The organism is Litoribrevibacter euphylliae, from assembly GCF_042646085.1.
GTDB classification, from domain to species: domain Bacteria; phylum Pseudomonadota; class Gammaproteobacteria; order Pseudomonadales; family Litoribrevibacteraceae; genus Litoribrevibacter; species Litoribrevibacter euphylliae.
The window spans coordinates 879127-894783 of sequence record NZ_JBHRSZ010000002.1; the positions used below are offsets into that span (position 1 = coordinate 879127).

Here is a 15657-nt window from a genome sequence, read left to right on the forward strand (position 1 = left end):
ATCACTTACACAGCCAGGTTACTTTCCAATACCACAAACGCAACCGCATAGGATTGCTCATCGCTGATTGAAAGGTGCATAGAGGTCACCTGCTTTTCTTCTGCTATGACTAAGGCTTGCCCTGAGAAAGCTAAAATCGGCTGCCCTGAATCCAAATGAGAAATTTCTATGTCTTGCCAACGAATTCCATTGGCAAGCCCAGTGCCTAACGCTTTCAAAGCCGCTTCCTTGGCCGCAAACCGACTGGCCACAAAGGCCGCCGGTCGCTTACGTTGTTTAAACTGTGCTATTTCTTGCTCTGTTAACACACGCTCCACAAAACGATCTTGCCGCTGAATCGTCTTCTCGATGCGAGAAATGTCACAAATGTCAGTGCCAATCCCAACAATCATTGAGCAGCTTCACGCATAAGACGCTTCATCTCTCGAACAGCTTCCGGTAAACCAGTAAACACTGCACGAGCAATAATAGCATGACCTATGTTTAATTCGTTGATACCAGGAATCGCCGCAATTGGCTCAACATTATGATAATGTAGACCGTGCCCCGCATTAACGATCAAACCTTTAGACAACCCAAATTCAACCGCGTGTTTAACACGAGCCAGTTCAGCCAATTCAACCTCATGTGTTTCAGCTTCCGCATAAGCCCCCGTATGTAATTCTACGACTGGCGCTCCACAACGAATTGCTGCTTCCAGTTGCTGAGGTTCTGGATCAATAAACAACGAGACTTCAATTCCTGAAGCAGACAAACGCTTTACCGCCTCTGTAACTTGAGCTTCATTACCCACAACGTCAAGGCCGCCTTCAGTGGTTAGCTCCTCACGCTTTTCAGGCACGAGACAACAATGCGCTGGCTTCACGTCTTCGGCAATGGAAATCATTTCATCAGTAATCGCCATCTCCAGATTCATACGTGTGGAAAGTGTATCTTTTAACACATAAATATCACGATCCTGGATGTGTCTTCTGTCTTCACGTAAATGTACGGTAATGCCATCGGCACCCGCTTCTTCAACCAAAGCCGCCGCATAAACAGGGTCTGGATACTTGGTTCCTCGGGCCTGACGCAAGGTCGCAATATGATCAATATTTATCCCAAGTAGAATCTTTTGTTTCATGATAGTGATAACCCTGTAGTGATGAGTAATGCATTCAGTAATGACGCAACAAAGAGCTATTGTTTCAGTTTATAGCTTTTGAATAAAGATCTGCTTTTAAATGGTTTCCCATCCATCAAGTATAAAATAATGTGCCGCATTAAGCGTTTTACATCAGATAAAGTAGTTGGATCAGACACGTCATTATTATTAAAGGCAATTAAGTGTTTCCCTAAAATCAACACGTCGCCATATCGTTGAGCAGTAGGGTGTTCACCCACTTGAAAAGAATGAAATTCAGATATTCCCAATCCATAATGAGGATGTTTTAACAGACAATAATGAAGTTCCGGCTGAATGGTCTGCCCCGACAGAGCATCCACAGACAAATCACTTAGATGTCCCGTCGTAATGAGCAACTGCCGTTCAAAAATTCGCAACACCGGCTCAATAAAAACACGTTTCGCCAAAGAATCAAGCATCCAAAGGTAATCGTTATAAAGCGCTGGGTTGTCCGCATGTGTCGGTAAGAACTTCATACAAAGTTCGTTGATGTAGAAGGCGGTAAATAGAAACTCCGAACAAAAGGAAGATTTGATTACATCTGGATATGCGGGATCTAACTCGACCTTTTGCAGCCGAGCATTATCATTTTTTGATCGCCATGAGATCAACAGAGGTTTGAAAAGGGGAATAGCACCTGGGTTACTAAGTACACCAGTTACCCATAAAGAGAGTCGGCCATAACGCCGAGTAAAGAAGGTAACTATCGCATCCTGCTCTCCAACGACTCGATGATGAAGCAGGCAAGCGGACTCAAAGTCAACTTGCTCGTGCATGGTCTTCCTCAGTGTACTTTTGAAGCTAAGCGAATGGAGCTATTCCATTTGATCAAAATAACCCAGACTTTGAAGTGCGCGCTCATCATCAGACCATCCGCTCTTGACCTTAACCCAAAGCTTTAGGACGACCTGATTATCAAACAATCGTTCCATATCCTGGCGTGCATCTATGCCTATTTGCTTGATTCGACTACCTTTATTGCCAATCAGAATCAACTTCTGACCTTGTTTTTCAACATAGATCACAGCATCAATATGAATTCGGCCTTTGATAACCTTAAAGCGCTCCACCATTACCGTCATTTGATACGGTACTTCTTCCCCCATAGAACGCATTACTTTTTCGCGAACAATTTCTGCCGCCAAGAAACGAGAGCTACGATCCGTCAGCTGGTCTTCAGGGTAAAAGTGGATATTCTCTGGAAGAAGAGATTCTACTTTTTGTTCCAACACATCGACCTGTCGGCCGGTTTTTGCAGAAAGTGGAATCATTTCAACAAAATCATGTTTTTGACTGATCTCTTGCAAGAAAGGCAGCAAAGATTCTTTATCTTCAAGCCAATCCACTTTATTAATAACCAAGATCGTCGGAATACCTGAGCGCTTAATCTTTTCTAGAACAAAGTCCTCTTCTTCAGTCCAAGCCGTTCGGTCAATGATGAAGACAACGACATCGACACCTTCCAATACAGAAGAAGCCGCTTTATTCATAAAGCGGTTAAGTGCTTTTTCCTTATTCAGATGTAATCCAGGCGTATCAACATACACTGTCTGCACATTATCTTCCGTCTTGACACCCACAATTTGATGGCGAGTTGTCTGAGGCTTACGACAGGTAATACTGATTTTCTGACCCAGAATTTTATTAAGAAGTGTAGACTTACCTACATTTGGACGGCCAACAATTGCAACATAGCCACAACGCTGTTCAGATTCGTTTTCGAAATTTTGATCATCAGATGTCATAGCACCTACTCCTACTTATCTTCTTCTCGGGTATCCACGCCCAAAAGAATAAGTGCCTCGCCTGCAGCTACCTGCTCAGCAATTCTTCGACTGGTGCCTTTTCCGTTGGCAACCTCATTAATACTTTCAACTCGACACTCAACATAAAAAGTTTGCTGATGCGCCTGCCCCTTCACATTAACTACTTCATATTGAGGAAGAGGCTGCTGTCGAGATTGTAAATGTTCTTGCAATCGTGTTTTGGGATCTTTAAGAGTGTCTTTGATCGAGAGTTTTTCCAAACGCGATTGATACCAGCTAAGAATGACTTTCTTGCATACAGCCATGTCGCCATCATTTTCTAAATGAATGGCACCAATAATCGCTTCAACAGCATCAGCCAAAATAGACTCTCTACGATAGCCGCCACTTTTTAATTCACCCGACCCCATTTTCATGTATTCACTGAGGCCAAATTCTCGACCAAGCTCAGCTAATGTCGCGCCTTTAACCATACGTGCACGCAAGCGACTGAGCTGACCTTCTTGAGCATCTGAGAAACGGTGATAAAGATCTTCACCTATGACATAGTTAAGAATTGAGTCACCAAGAAACTCTAACCGCTCATTGTTTTTTCCACCCACACTCCGGTGGCTCAGAGCGAGCTCCAAAAGAGCTTCATTTTCGAATTGGTATCCAAGTTGGTTACAAAGTAATTTGTACTGTTTTGTCATTAAAGAACTTTATTAAATATAATGTAACGAGCCTAAGGCTCTTAATAGATTAGTTACTAGGTAAATTAACGTGATTTTTAAAAGTCACAATAAGATCGATATTTGAAACCATCTTAATTCGTTTCTCATAATCGATACGAACTTGTGTGTAATTATCTTCTTCAACAAACTCTATATCTTCGTCTTTAACCCAACGAACATTATTGATGTTCATTCTTTTTAAAATGACTTCAACAACCTCATCATAAGAAGCATCCGATAGGGAACGATCCTGAGACAAAGGTTTGATGACTGATCGAATAGTGCCATTATCTAAATACAGCGGGACAATTTTTAGCCCTAACCAGGCAATAGAACCAACAATGGCCAAAGAAAACGCCAACGACCACATTGTCCAACCTTGTTGTTTTCGGCTATTCATCCTTTCACCTCATAGTTCATCTATCAATACTCACAAATAACGGAGTCAGAATCATTGAATCCAACGATTTTCACCAAAGCTAGGCGCACTGAAAATACTCTCCCAATGCATCCACACAGCAAACGCCTGACCTACGACTAACTCATCTGGCACAAAGCCCCAAAAGCGACTGTCATTACTGTTATCGCGGTTATCCCCCATAACAAAATAATGTCCTTCAGGCACTACCCAAGTTTTATTTACTCTAGGAGCTGAATTTGCCTTATAAATTTGGTGAGTTACTTCTCCTAATTTTTCAGTATAGCGTCCCATACGATTTTGCAAGCTTGGAGCCTGGGTAAGCTCCGCTTCTACTAACTGATTATTAACATATAGCTGTTTATTCTGATAACGAATTCGGTCACCCGGCACACCAACAACTCGTTTAATGAAATTGATCTTAGGGTTCTTAGGGAACTTAAAGACCATGACATCACCTCGAGCCGGATCTTTGTATGGAATTACTTTGGTTCCCACCACTGGCAATCGGACGCCGTAGGCATACTTATTAACTAAAATAAAATCATCGACCTTCAGAGTCGGTAACATAGAACCGGAAGGGATTTGAAATGGCTCAATCAGAAATGAGCGAACCACTAAAACAACAAAGAAGACAGGAAAAAACGACTTACTTAACTCAATTAGGTATGGCTCTTTTGCTACCTTATCAAGCACGCCTTGCTGTTCATCTGAGACCGCTTGTTCGTTGGTAATTCCCATGTCAGTACGAGCTTGCAACAATTTAGCTTTTCGAGGTTTCTGTAAAACAACTAAATCAATAAGCCATCCTAGCCCACACGCAAACGTTAAAACCACTAACACCAGTGGAAAGTCGATATCCATATCAGTCATCTACCCTTAATACTGCTAAAAATGCTTCCTGTGGCACTTCTACGTTGCCTACCTGTTTCATTCGTTTCTTACCTTCTTTCTGCTTCTGCAAAAGCTTCTTCTTACGACTCACATCACCGCCATAACATTTAGCTGTTACATTCTTACGAAGCGCTTTCACATTGGTTCGAGCAATTACTTGATTACCAATCGCCGCCTGGATAGCAACATCGTACATTTGGCGAGGAATCAACTCTTTCATTTTCTCCACCAATGCACGACCTTTGCTCTGACTAATAGCACGGTGAACAATCACAGCCAATGCATCGACTCGGTCACCGTTAATCATGACATCTAAGCGAACCATATCAGAAGGTTCGAAACGTTCAAAAGTAAAATCTAGCGAAGCAAAACCACGACTCACCGACTTCAAACGATCAAAGAAATCCATCACCACTTCACTCATCGGGATTTCGTAAGTCAATGACACTTGGCCACCAACAAACTGCATGTCTTTTTGCATCCCGCGCTTTTCTACGCATAAAGTGATTACATTCCCCAAATAATCCTGAGGAACCAGAATATTTACGCGAACGATTGGTTCACGCATTTCATCAATAGAACCGGTAGGAGGCAGTTTAGAAGGGTTATCAACTAGAACCGTCTCGCCTTTGGTTGTAACGACTTCATAAACTACCGTTGGCGCAGTAGTAATCAGATCAAGATTGTACTCACGCTCCAAGCGCTCCTGGATAATCTCCATATGAAGCATACCCAAGAAGCCACAACGGAAACCAAAGCCCAAAGCATCTGAAGATTCTGGCTCATAAAACAACGACGCATCATTAAGCGTCAACTTTGCCAATGCTTCTCGGAAGTCTTCATAGTCATCAGAACTTACAGGGAAAAGACCGGCATAAACTTGCGGTTTAACTTTTTGGAAACCAGGCAGACTAGGAACATCCGGTGTTTTACTGAGTGTAATAGTATCACCCACAGGCGCACCATGAATGTCCTTAATGCTGGCACAGATAAAACCTACTTCACCGGCTTTCAGAATTCCTGTGTCGGTACGTTTAGGAGTGAAAATACCAATGCGATCCACCGAGTGAGATTGGCCCGTAGACTTGATGGTAATCTTGTCGCCTTTCTTTAGAGTACCGTTTTTAACTCGAACTAACGAAACAACGCCAAGATAATTATCGAACCAGGAATCAATGATCAATGCCTGTAAGTCACCGTCAACATTGCCTTCTGGAGCAGGGATTTTAGCAACCAAAGTTTCGAGAACTTCTTCTATTCCCATCCCGCTTTTAGCACTGCATGGCACAGCATCGTGCGCTTCAATCCCGATAATATCTTCAATTTCAGATTGAACCCGCTCTGGTTCTGCTTGAGGCAAATCCATTTTATTAAGAACAGGAACCACTTCCAGACCTTGTTCAATCGCGGTATAGCAATTGGCTACCGATTGCGCTTCAACCCCTTGAGCGGCATCTACAACCAACAAAGCCCCTTCACATGCTGCTAATGAACGCGAGACTTCATATGAGAAGTCAACGTGTCCCGGCGTATCAATAAAGTTCAGTTGATAAGTATTCCCGTCTTTACTCTTAAAATTCAGGGTAACACTCTGAGCCTTAATGGTAATACCACGCTCTCGCTCTAGATCCATTGAATCCAAAACCTGCGCGGCCATCTCACGATCACTCAAACCGCCACACATCTGGATAAAACGATCAGCAATCGTAGACTTACCATGATCAATATGAGCAATAATAGAAAAGTTACGAATATGATCCAAAGAACTCACAAAACCCTCGCCGTACTTCGACTTCAAAATAAATAGCGCTGCATTTTAAACTAAAATGCTTATCCTCTCACCAGAAAAGACAAAATAATCAGAAAAAAGGTCAGTTTTATTTTTCTTGCAAGAAGAAACGATTCCCTCTCACACTGACTAAAAATGAAGAGTTAACAGTTCGGGGAAAATGTGCTAGAAATCAGCTATCGCTCAACTATACTTGAGAAATTAAAGCCTCAGAAAAACAACAAATTGCGATGAATGGAGACGTGGTCATAGATTGGGCCAAACTCAGACATTAAGTATTATGATCAAACTCAATCTCTTAACTACACACTATGATGAGCTTGTTTTTCTCTAAATCATCGCCGCTCAAGTTACTTTTTACTTGGATTGCCTGCTTATGGATTTTACATCCAATACCCTCTCACGCTGAGACCATTGATAAAAAGAAGTTATTAAAGATTGAAGCGGCCTACCTGTATAAATTTACAAAATTCATCAAATGGCCCGATAGACTATTCAACCAAAGCAGCAACCTAAACATATGCCTTGTAGGTAGTAATTTAGATGCGCTCAATCGGCTTTTAACCAAAGGTGTCTCAGGTAAACAATCCAACGGACGGACGCTTAGAATCTATTACTACCAAACTGATCACCCATCAACGAACGAGCATAATTGTCACTTAATTTATCTAGATCAACATGCAAGCAACAGCCTAACCACCAATCTGGATTTCCCCTCTACACTGCTAATAAGTGCTCCAAACCATAAACATAAGAAAGACAGCCTGATCTACTTAGAAATACTGAATGGTAAGCTGGTCTTTTTTATCAACCAGAACCACCTAGACACATCGGAATTGGAAATCAATGCAGCATTACTGTCACTTGCGAGGAAAAGACTATGAGCAAGTGGTTTAGTCGACTCACATTCCAACGAAAAGTGCTGTATGTAATTATTGCTGTAAGTATTCTCGCCGTTGTAATCAGCGTCACGCCGCAACAGATCAATACTATCAGCCAACAGAAAGACAACTTAATTACACAATCGCGCCTGCAAGCCAAACTTATCGGTCAAATATCTGCCGCGGGGATCAGCTTCGAACAGAGAGAATCGGTCAATGAACTGCTTGCATCCCTCAAGGTCTCCCCTAACATTATAGCTGCGACCATACTTAAGCGTGATGAGTTCAGCCAAGATCTCAGTGTTTTCGCCACGTTTGGAGAAGCGATTTCAGTAGAGTTCTTCAACAGTATTATTGATCAAAGAGACATCAACTTAGGGCAAGAACAAACCTACATCTTCGAGCCTATTTCACTGGATGGTAGCGTGATTGGGTACACCATACTCACCGTAGACCTGAAGAACCTTCAGAACCAAGTATTCAATAGCATATTCCTAACTCTGATCGCTGTTGTCTCCGCTCTAGCCATCGCGTTCTACATCTCCAATATCGCTCAAAAAGCATTAACAAAACCGGTTGAAATGCTGACTGAAACCACATCAAAAGTCGCAAACAAACAAGACTACAGCCTCCGTGCAGACATATTCAGCGATGATGAACTCGGCACATTAAGCCGCTCATTCAATCGTATGTTAGATGAACTGGAACGTTACGATTTACAGCGAAAAGAACAAGAAGACGAAATCATTCGACTCAACCAAAGCCTAGAAAAAAAAGTAGAAATGCGAACCGATGAATTAAAGAAAGCCAACCTGAAACTAACTGAAAGCCTCTACCAGCTCCAAAACACTCAAAAACAGATGGTTGAACAAGAGAAGATGGCTTCACTGGGGAGTCTAGTGGCAGGGGTAGCACACGAGATCAATACACCTATCGGCATTGGCATTACCGCCATATCCCACCTTGAACACATCATTACTGAACTAGAAGTACCTTTTCAACAAGGGAAACTAAGTAAAACCAACTTCGAAAATGCACTAAGAAACCTTAAAGAGTGTCATACGCTGGTTTTCTCAAACCTTGAACGAGCAGCTCAACTAGTCAAAAGTTTCAAAATGGTCGCAGTAGATCAGTCTAGTGAAGAAAAACGTTTGTTTAACCTTAGAAGTTATCTAAATGACGTCATCACCTCACTTCGTCCAGAGCTTCGTAAAACCAACCTAAAATTAAAATTGGTAATAGATGAAAATCTGTTCCTTAACAGTTTCCCTGGTGCATTTTCCCAAATATTCACCAATTTAATTATGAATTCTATCATCCACGGATTTAACGACAGCGATGAAGGTACAATCGATATCAACGCACAGCTAAAAGAAGAAACTCTCATCATTAATTACCGTGACAACGGCAAAGGAATAGGAAAAGAAATCGCCGCAAAGATCTTTGAACCTTTCTTCACCACCAACAGAGATACAGGCGGTAGCGGCTTAGGAACCCACATTATCTACAACTTAGTCACTCAAGCCCTACATGGAAGCATCGAGTTAGATCAGACATCAGATACCGGCGCCCATTTCGTTATATTGATACCTTGGAACAAGGTAAAAGCAGATAAAGCCTAATCCATTGTTATCAATCATCAAAATACTTTACTATACGCTTTTCCATTCATAGAGCCTTTAGTAGATGTCCGTAAAAGAAAACGTATTCGTCAGCATGTTTTCAGTCGCAACCTTACTTGTCGCTGTTCTCACGATTAAAGCCTTTTATCCCATCGACTCACAGCAAAACTTTATTTGGCTCATCGCTATTGTTCTTGTGCTATCCACACTCTCTCGAAGCCTAGCTAGAAAAGTCTATAAGCGCCTATTCGAGCACCCGGAAAGCTAAAACTACGACCTCTTTTGACCAAAGACCTCTGACTTTTCAAGGTAGCGTAGTATCAATCTAAGATTTCGTCGGTTTGCCCTGTAATACAAATCAAAAATATCTCCCACTATCGGCACAGACCCTATCACCATATCGATAACAACGTTAATCAACATCCTGAAATAAACAGACTTAGGCAGGTTGAACTTTAACGATTCCTTAACCAGCCATAAACTCAAAGCACCAGTCAGAAAGTCACCAATAATAGGTATAAGCCCGACCAAGAAATCCACACCAAACCGAATCTTCGTAAACGGAATACGCCACTTGCCTTCCATAACTTCCGAAAACAATTTTAATCGCTCAATACACCGTTCTTTTTCCAAATCTTTACTGTCGGTCATTTCATTCGCCCCCCATTGAACAAATTTCACACACAAAGACTGAATATCATTCCTTAGTAGGAACATTCTAATTTTTACAATTATATTAATCCCATAGTCAGAGCCTGGAAATCGTTACTTAGGTGTCGAGTAATCGGCAAGCAATGTCTCTTAACGCTTTGCATTCCGCTTGAACGAACACCGTCTATATAAGCTTCATTACCTCTTCCAGGCCACTCTAAGCAAACGATGTGAGTAAAATAGTTATGAGTATACAAAAGACATTGAATAGCCAACTTGAACAAGCAAAAGCTGCACAGTCAAAAATCCAAACCGTACTAAACGAACAGTTTGAAAAAGCAGGCGTTGAGGTACGAAAAATCCTTAAGGATTTAGGCGTCAATGTTGAAGGCGAATCACCGATCACACTAAAGAATGCGTTGAACGGCATTAAACAAAACAACCAATCTTTACGTGAATTGGTAAACAACATCGATATCGCGACCTACGATGTTCGTAATCGCTTTTCTTGGAATGCTCACATGCTAAGTGCTCTTGCAGAACTTAAAGCAGCTAAAGCAGTAGAACAAGCGGTTGAATCTGCAAAACCAAAAGTTGCAGCTTATAAAGAACAAGTAAATGAAACGGTTAATCCATACATCGAGCAAGCCAACGACTACACACAAAAAGTGCTTTCTCAGGTTAACGGTTACCGTAACCAAGTTGAAACGGCTGTTGCGCCTTATCGTGAAAAAGTAAATGCTCAGCTTGAGCAACTAACAGCTCAGGCAAACTCTTTGAAAGAGCAAGTGAATAGTAAGCTAGGTCGTTAATCGATCAGCTTCTCGAATTACCTTCCCTTCTAGTCGGTAATTTCCCTTGTTTTGCTGGCCTATATGGCCAGCTTTTTTATGCCTATGATTTGATACAAACTCAACACAAAGACATAAAAAAAGCCTCATAAGAGGCTTAATTTGTATGCGAGCAAATTATTGTTGCTTCAAGATAGCAACATCATCAGCTTGTAAGCCTTTATCGCCTTTAATCACATCAAACTTCACTTTCTGGCCTTCTTTTAAGAAGCGATGACCACGTCCTCGAATTGAACGAAAGTGAACAAAAATGTCTTCACCTTGATCCCGAGTGATAAAGCCAAAACCTTTAGAAACATTAAACCATTTAACAGTACCTGTTTCTCTCACGTCTTCTTGTTCAGTAACATAACGACTCTTACCACGATCTTCAGAACTAGAAGAGGACAACACTGCATCCATTACAAATTGAACTACTAGAACAGAAAGAACCAAGACACCATAACCAACACCCAGCGTCTCAACTGTCGTTGCTTCAGGAAGCATTCCCAATGCAAAAAGAACAGCACCGCCAACCAAGGGTGCGATAACAGCAGTGACGATCGTCGTTATTATATTTTTAGAAGAATCACTATTACTCATACTAACTACCATCTCATTTCACTAACAAACTAAAGAATCGAACATATCAGAGGACACAAGCACCTCCATGCCCAATTGATTATAATAAGTACTGCCTGGATTATAATTCCGGCGTACATCCCTAATAGAGGTTTAGTAACCACTTAATGCATTGTCGTGTTGAAACCAATATGATCAACCACATTAAGCAGGTTAGGACTATAGCACTATCTGATTGTAAAAAAATCTTTTACAAAACAAAATATTGCAGTTTGCCATTTATAGCAGGTAATTTATGAGTAACAAAGTAGAAGATCTAGAATCTCGCTTAGCTTTTCAAGAAGATACCCTTGAAACTTTAAACAAAGTCATCATCGAACAGCAAAAAGAAATCGAAAAGCTGAATACCTACGTTAGGATTCTAAAAGACAAAATTTCTTCGGTAGAGAATTCCATTACCACTCCGGACAACGAAGCCCCTCCTCCGCATTATTAGTACCCAGAGAACGTCTGAAGAAACCACTTATTACTAATCCTGCTCTCTTCCTCGAACGGTTATCAGCCGGTTCCCAAAAAGCCCTTATTGAAAATCAACAAGGGCTTTAAAGTGAGAGCGATTCTATTATCAATAGTTGTTAGCGACGCGCACGACTTTTCCGTCTCGCCAAAGCAACAAAAAACGCAACTACCGTTAACAGCACCGGTACTAATAGAATATTAATCAACTTTAACTGAGTACCTAACTGCTCAATGTCTTGATCCAAGTTCAACCGAACCTCTCTCAGACGCTTACGAATATCGAGCTTTTCTTGGATAAAGTTTTCAAGAGTCGCTTGTTGTTCCGGCGTAAGTTGAACCTCTTCACCAGCACCTGCAGGTTGCAGTTCACTTAATCTCTGTTCTGTTTCCTGTAACTGAAGTTCCAGTTGCTCTTCTTCTGCACGGAACGTTTCCTCAGCCTCACGCTTCAGAGCATCGACTACTTCGAAAGGACGGGTGTATCGGCCTCGACTACGAATATCAATCAAGTCGACACTTCCGGCCAAATTATCCAAAGCATTAATCACGAAACCCGCATTGTCTGCCCAAGGTGTTGGAATTTTCTGACCAAAGAAGTTTTGAACCTGTACCCACAAACGATCCGATAAGATATCGGTATCACCTACAAGAATGACATTAATCGATTCACTCTCAGTTACCTTAGGCATAACAGTTTCAGTCTTAGGTTCAACATTTTCATCTGTTTCCCCTTCAGATTCACTAGAGCTTACAGTCTCAATCCCTTCTGGAAAGGCCGTAATGGCAGGGCCTGTCACACGTGCCGCTAACACATATTCGGTATTTGTTGGCTCAAAACCACTATACAGGTCAGTAGGATCAGTTAATGTGGCCAATTGATTTGCATCCATTAACATCGCTTGCGCCGAAGACTTCAACAAGGGTGTGAACGTGGTCTGAGCATCCTCCAATGGAGACAAAGCAAGTGCCGATGAGAAGGTCACACTTTCTAAATCAGCGGTTGTAATATCGTCAGGAGCTATCACATCCGATTGTCCGTCATTAACCAAATTTAATAGCGCTAAATGCCTTACAGGCCGCTGTGACTGAGCTAAATTAACCGCCATAGAATATTGGGCATCCGCCACAAATTGACCGCTGCTAGGCTCAACTCCCCAACTCTCAAACAACAATTTGAAGTCAGAACCATCGGCTGAGTCCATTGGTGATAACGGTTGTTCTTGCTCCGCCTTAGGATCAACAAACACCATCAGTTTTCCACCCTTTAGAACGTACTGATCGATGGCTAGCAGAGTCTCATCACTTAACTCTTTAGGATGAACCAAAATAAGAACATCAATATCTTCAGGAATTTCGGCAACCGAATCTTCCAGCTCTTTTAATGAGAAAAGCTGTTTAATTTGCTCGAACAACATCCAAGGTTCTTTCTGCTGACGAGTCATGAAGTCGAAACCGCCATTGACATCCAAAGTAGATAACAAGCCAATAACAGGCAGTTCTGGATTTGCGGCAGTGTAAATCAACTTGCTCATGTCATATTCCAGATACTCTTCCTGATCTAACTGAATAAATGGAATAACCTGAGCATTGTTCAACTCTTTCGTACCGTCCTCAGCACTTGATTGAATGGCAGCAACCAAACCAAAGTACAAATTAGCACCGCCTGCATTCAGCGGAACCCCCTGTAAACCATAGGTAGTTGCTTCGTCTTCATCTTCGGAAAAAGCAATCGGATCGATCACTTCCAGTGAAAGCTTGCCATCTGAAACAGCAACGTACTCTTCCAACAACTCTTGTACCCGCTTGGCATAATCACGCACAGCCGGAAGACCTTCGGTTTCCTTGCGTGAGAAATAAAATTTCAACACCACAGGTTGATCAAGCTTTGACATGATGTTCTGAGTGCCTTCCGAAATGGTGTAAAGGCGATTCTCAGTCAGATCAACACGAGCATTTGAAAATAACCATTGGATACTGATCACCAACAACATGAAAACAGCAGCGAGTACCAGTAATCCTGTACGAGAAAATAACTTACTATTCATACTATTAAACTCCCTTACTCTGCTTTCTTCATATCAATAACGATGGCGGTGGCAATCAACCACACAGAAATCACCAAAGCAAAATAAAGAACATCTCTAAGATCAAGTACACCACGGGAAATAGCATTGAAGTGGGTTAGGAAACTCAGAGAGGATACGGCATCAATCAACCACGCCGGTGCCCAGCTTTGGAATATATCCAATACCATCGGGAAACCACTGACGATAAAGATAAAGCACACCACCACGCTCAGAATGAAGGCAATCACCTGATTATTAGTCGTTGCCGATAAACAACAGCCAATGGCTAAGAAACCGCCAGCCATAAACCAACTACCTAAATAACTTGCCAAAATCACTCCGTTGTCAGGCTGGCCGAGGTAATTTACCGTAATCCAAATCGGGAACGTCAGTACCAGAGCCACGCCAATGAACAACCAAGATGCTAAGAACTTCCCTAAGATCAGATCTCGCATCGGAATCGGTAACGTCATAATCAATTCAATGGTGCCGGTCTTGCGCTCTTCGGACCATAAACGCATCGCCAAAGCAGGCACAAGAAATAGATATAACCAAGGATGGAAACTAAAGAAGGAGAATAAATCCGCCTGACCGCGTTCGTAAAAATTGCCTAAATAGAAGGTAAATACGCCATTCAAGACCAGAAAAATAACCGTGAAAATAAACGCAAGCGGCGTTGCTAAATAGCTGGAAAGCTCACGTTTAATAACTACACCTAACATATTAATTCGCTCCTTCCCTTGTCACTGAACGGAATACATCATCCAGACGACCACGTTCTACAAAAATTTCTTCTGCATGCAGCCCTTTTGCAGTCAAGGCTTCATTGACCTTATCCAGTAGTCCAGATGAGGCTTCTGGAATTAATGTCACCCAATCGCCTTCGTGCAACACCTCTTTCACCCCCTGAATATCAGCCAAAACGTCCTCGGCCACTGTCTGAGCAAAGCGTACTGAAATAGCGTTGTGGTACTTAGACATAGACTGAAGTTCAGCCGGAGTACCGTCAGCAACGATAGAACCATTAGCGATGATCATCGCACGCGAACACACCGCACTGACTTCTTCGAGAATATGCGTGGAAATAATGACGATCTTGTCTTTTGATAGGTTTTGGATCAACTCACGTACGTGTTGCTTTTGATTTGGATCCAAACCATCAGTTGGTTCATCCAGAATAAGAATTTTCGGATCATGCAAGATCGCTTGTGCTAAGCCAACACGACGTTTAAAGCCCTTGGAAAGATTTTCGATCGGTTGATTTCGTACCGATCCGAGCTCTACTTCCGAAATCACTTTTTCGATACGTCCTGCCGCATCGTTACCTGTATAGCCACGTACTTCCGCAATAAAGGATAGAAAAGACTCCACCGTCATTTCACCGTAGCTAGGTGCACCTTCCGGTAAGTAACCGATTAACTTTTGTGCAGCAATGGTATCTTTAGAAATGTCATGACCATCTACTGTTACTGCTCCCGCCGTAGAAGCAAGAAAGCCAGTAATCATCTTCATAGTAGTGGACTTTCCAGCACCATTAGGACCTAGAAAACCTAAAACTTCACCCGGTTGCACTTCAAAAGAAAGATTATTAACCGCGGTGAATGAGCCAAATGTTTTCGTCAACTGTTTGACCGTTATCATTGACCTCTCCGTGACTTCGTTATTATTTCTATCTATGGTTGTTCAGTAATCTGAATTCGCTGAGTAACTCCTACCGGAGTCTGAATATAGCGCCTAAAGTGCGCATTATCATTGGGGTAA

At 42.0% G+C, this 15657-nt stretch carries 17 protein-coding genes; 4 read left to right on the forward strand and 13 right to left on the reverse strand.

The features are described from left to right. Positions 1–5: 5 nt before the first annotated feature. From acpS to lepA, 8 genes are read right to left on the reverse strand one after another with little or no spacing between them, the layout of a single operon-like run. Positions 6–392: a holo-ACP synthase gene (acpS, locus tag ACFOEK_RS05580; RefSeq protein WP_386717371.1), complete on the reverse strand. Its 387-nt coding sequence runs from the start codon at positions 390–392 to the stop codon at positions 6–8. Then, entirely contained in the window at positions 389–1123 is a 735-nt protein-coding gene (gene pdxJ / locus ACFOEK_RS05585) for a pyridoxine 5'-phosphate synthase (protein WP_386717374.1), read from the reverse strand. The genes acpS and pdxJ overlap by 4 nt, the downstream gene beginning before the upstream one ends. A gap of 56 nt (positions 1124–1179) precedes the next feature. Then, positions 1180–1941: a DNA repair protein RecO gene (recO, locus tag ACFOEK_RS05590; RefSeq protein ID WP_386717377.1), complete on the reverse strand. Its 762-nt coding sequence runs from the start codon at positions 1939–1941 to the stop codon at positions 1180–1182. Positions 1942–1980: 39 nt separating this feature from the next. Then, positions 1981–2910 carry a GTPase Era gene (gene era, locus ACFOEK_RS05595; RefSeq protein ID WP_386717380.1) on the reverse strand — a complete coding sequence of 310 codons (930 nt, stop codon included), beginning with the start codon at positions 2908–2910 and terminating at the stop codon, positions 1981–1983. An 11-nt stretch (positions 2911–2921) separates the two neighbouring features. After that, entirely contained in the window at positions 2922–3623 is a 702-nt protein-coding gene (gene rnc, locus ACFOEK_RS05600; RefSeq protein WP_386717383.1) for a ribonuclease III, read from the reverse strand. Positions 3624–3672: 49 nt separating this feature from the next. After that, positions 3673–4044: a DUF4845 domain-containing protein gene (locus ACFOEK_RS05605; protein WP_386717386.1), complete on the reverse strand. Its 372-nt coding sequence runs from the start codon at positions 4042–4044 to the stop codon at positions 3673–3675. A 51-nt stretch (positions 4045–4095) separates the two neighbouring features. Next, positions 4096–4920 (reverse strand): signal peptidase I, encoded by an 825-nt coding sequence (gene lepB / locus ACFOEK_RS05610; protein WP_386718570.1) that lies wholly within the window; start codon positions 4918–4920, stop codon positions 4096–4098. 7 nt (positions 4921–4927) lie between these two features. Continuing rightward, on the reverse strand, positions 4928–6727 hold the full coding sequence (gene lepA / locus ACFOEK_RS05615) for a translation elongation factor 4 (RefSeq protein ID WP_386717388.1): 1800 nt from the start codon (positions 6725–6727) through the stop codon (positions 4928–4930). A 332-nt stretch (positions 6728–7059) separates the two neighbouring features. Between lepA and ACFOEK_RS05620 the strand changes: the two genes are divergently transcribed. Together ACFOEK_RS05620 and ACFOEK_RS05625 are read left to right on the forward strand one after the other, a co-directional pair. Then, positions 7060–7629: a YfiR family protein gene (locus tag ACFOEK_RS05620; protein WP_386718573.1), complete on the forward strand. Its 570-nt coding sequence runs from the start codon at positions 7060–7062 to the stop codon at positions 7627–7629. Continuing rightward, on the forward strand, positions 7626–9248 hold the full coding sequence (locus ACFOEK_RS05625; RefSeq protein WP_386717391.1) for an ATP-binding protein: 1623 nt from the start codon (positions 7626–7628) through the stop codon (positions 9246–9248). The genes ACFOEK_RS05620 and ACFOEK_RS05625 overlap by 4 nt, the downstream gene beginning before the upstream one ends. A 270-nt stretch (positions 9249–9518) precedes the next feature. Here ACFOEK_RS05625 and ACFOEK_RS05630 read toward each other — a convergent pair whose 3' ends face one another. Continuing rightward, positions 9519–9899 (reverse strand): DUF4112 domain-containing protein, encoded by a 381-nt coding sequence (locus ACFOEK_RS05630; RefSeq protein ID WP_386717394.1) that lies wholly within the window; start codon positions 9897–9899, stop codon positions 9519–9521. A 245-nt stretch (positions 9900–10144) separates the two neighbouring features. Between ACFOEK_RS05630 and ACFOEK_RS05635 the strand changes: the two genes are divergently transcribed. Continuing rightward, positions 10145–10711: a hypothetical protein gene (locus tag ACFOEK_RS05635; protein ID WP_386717396.1), complete on the forward strand. Its 567-nt coding sequence runs from the start codon at positions 10145–10147 to the stop codon at positions 10709–10711. 156 nt (positions 10712–10867) lie between these two features. Here ACFOEK_RS05635 and ACFOEK_RS05640 read toward each other — a convergent pair whose 3' ends face one another. Beyond that, positions 10868–11332 carry a cold-shock protein gene (locus tag ACFOEK_RS05640; protein WP_386717399.1) on the reverse strand — a complete coding sequence of 155 codons (465 nt, stop codon included), beginning with the start codon at positions 11330–11332 and terminating at the stop codon, positions 10868–10870. Positions 11333–11606: 274 nt separating this feature from the next. Between ACFOEK_RS05640 and ACFOEK_RS05645 the strand changes: the two genes are divergently transcribed. Then, positions 11607–11807: a SlyX family protein gene (locus tag ACFOEK_RS05645; RefSeq protein WP_386717402.1), complete on the forward strand. Its 201-nt coding sequence runs from the start codon at positions 11607–11609 to the stop codon at positions 11805–11807. A 139-nt stretch (positions 11808–11946) separates the two neighbouring features. On the opposite strand, the gene ACFOEK_RS05650 is transcribed toward ACFOEK_RS05645, so the two are convergent. The 3 genes from ACFOEK_RS05650 to ACFOEK_RS05660 are packed head-to-tail and all read right to left on the reverse strand — an operon-like array spanning position 11947 to position 15537. Continuing rightward, complete coding sequence (locus ACFOEK_RS05650; protein ID WP_386717405.1) at positions 11947–13875, reverse strand: GldG family protein; 1929 nt, start codon at positions 13873–13875, stop codon at positions 11947–11949. Positions 13876–13889: 14 nt separating this feature from the next. After that, positions 13890–14618 carry an ABC transporter permease gene (locus ACFOEK_RS05655; protein ID WP_386717408.1) on the reverse strand — a complete coding sequence of 243 codons (729 nt, stop codon included), beginning with the start codon at positions 14616–14618 and terminating at the stop codon, positions 13890–13892. A gap of 1 nt (position 14619) precedes the next feature. Further along, positions 14620–15537 (reverse strand): ABC transporter ATP-binding protein, encoded by a 918-nt coding sequence (locus ACFOEK_RS05660; protein WP_386717411.1) that lies wholly within the window; start codon positions 15535–15537, stop codon positions 14620–14622. Between the last annotated feature and the right edge of the window lie 120 nt (positions 15538–15657).

Coding starts and splice junctions, on each gene's coding strand:
- ACFOEK_RS05650 (WP_386717405.1), bottom strand. CDS start 13,875: ATGAATAGTAAGTTATTTTCTCGTACAGGATTACTGGTACTCGCTGCT.
- ACFOEK_RS05605 (WP_386717386.1), bottom strand. CDS start 4,044: ATGAATAGCCGAAAACAACAAGGTTGGACAATGTGGTCGTTGGCGTTT.
- rnc (WP_386717383.1), bottom strand. CDS start 3,623: ATGACAAAACAGTACAAATTACTTTGTAACCAACTTGGATACCAATTC.
- era (WP_386717380.1), bottom strand. CDS start 2,910: ATGACATCTGATGATCAAAATTTCGAAAACGAATCTGAACAGCGTTGT.
- acpS (WP_386717371.1), bottom strand. CDS start 392: ATGATTGTTGGGATTGGCACTGACATTTGTGACATTTCTCGCATCGAG.
- ACFOEK_RS05640 (WP_386717399.1), bottom strand. CDS start 11,332: ATGAGTAATAGTGATTCTTCTAAAAATATAATAACGACGATCGTCACT.
- ACFOEK_RS05655 (WP_386717408.1), bottom strand. CDS start 14,618: ATGTTAGGTGTAGTTATTAAACGTGAGCTTTCCAGCTATTTAGCAACG.
- ACFOEK_RS05635 (WP_386717396.1), top strand. CDS start 10,145: ATGAGTATACAAAAGACATTGAATAGCCAACTTGAACAAGCAAAAGCT.
- pdxJ (WP_386717374.1), bottom strand. CDS start 1,123: ATGAAACAAAAGATTCTACTTGGGATAAATATTGATCATATTGCGACC.
- ACFOEK_RS05660 (WP_386717411.1), bottom strand. CDS start 15,537: ATGATAACGGTCAAACAGTTGACGAAAACATTTGGCTCATTCACCGCG.
- ACFOEK_RS05625 (WP_386717391.1), top strand. CDS start 7,626: ATGAGCAAGTGGTTTAGTCGACTCACATTCCAACGAAAAGTGCTGTAT.
- recO (WP_386717377.1), bottom strand. CDS start 1,941: ATGCACGAGCAAGTTGACTTTGAGTCCGCTTGCCTGCTTCATCATCGA.
- ACFOEK_RS05620 (WP_386718573.1), top strand. CDS start 7,060: ATGAGCTTGTTTTTCTCTAAATCATCGCCGCTCAAGTTACTTTTTACT.
- ACFOEK_RS05645 (WP_386717402.1), top strand. CDS start 11,607: ATGAGTAACAAAGTAGAAGATCTAGAATCTCGCTTAGCTTTTCAAGAA.
- ACFOEK_RS05630 (WP_386717394.1), bottom strand. CDS start 9,899: ATGACCGACAGTAAAGATTTGGAAAAAGAACGGTGTATTGAGCGATTA.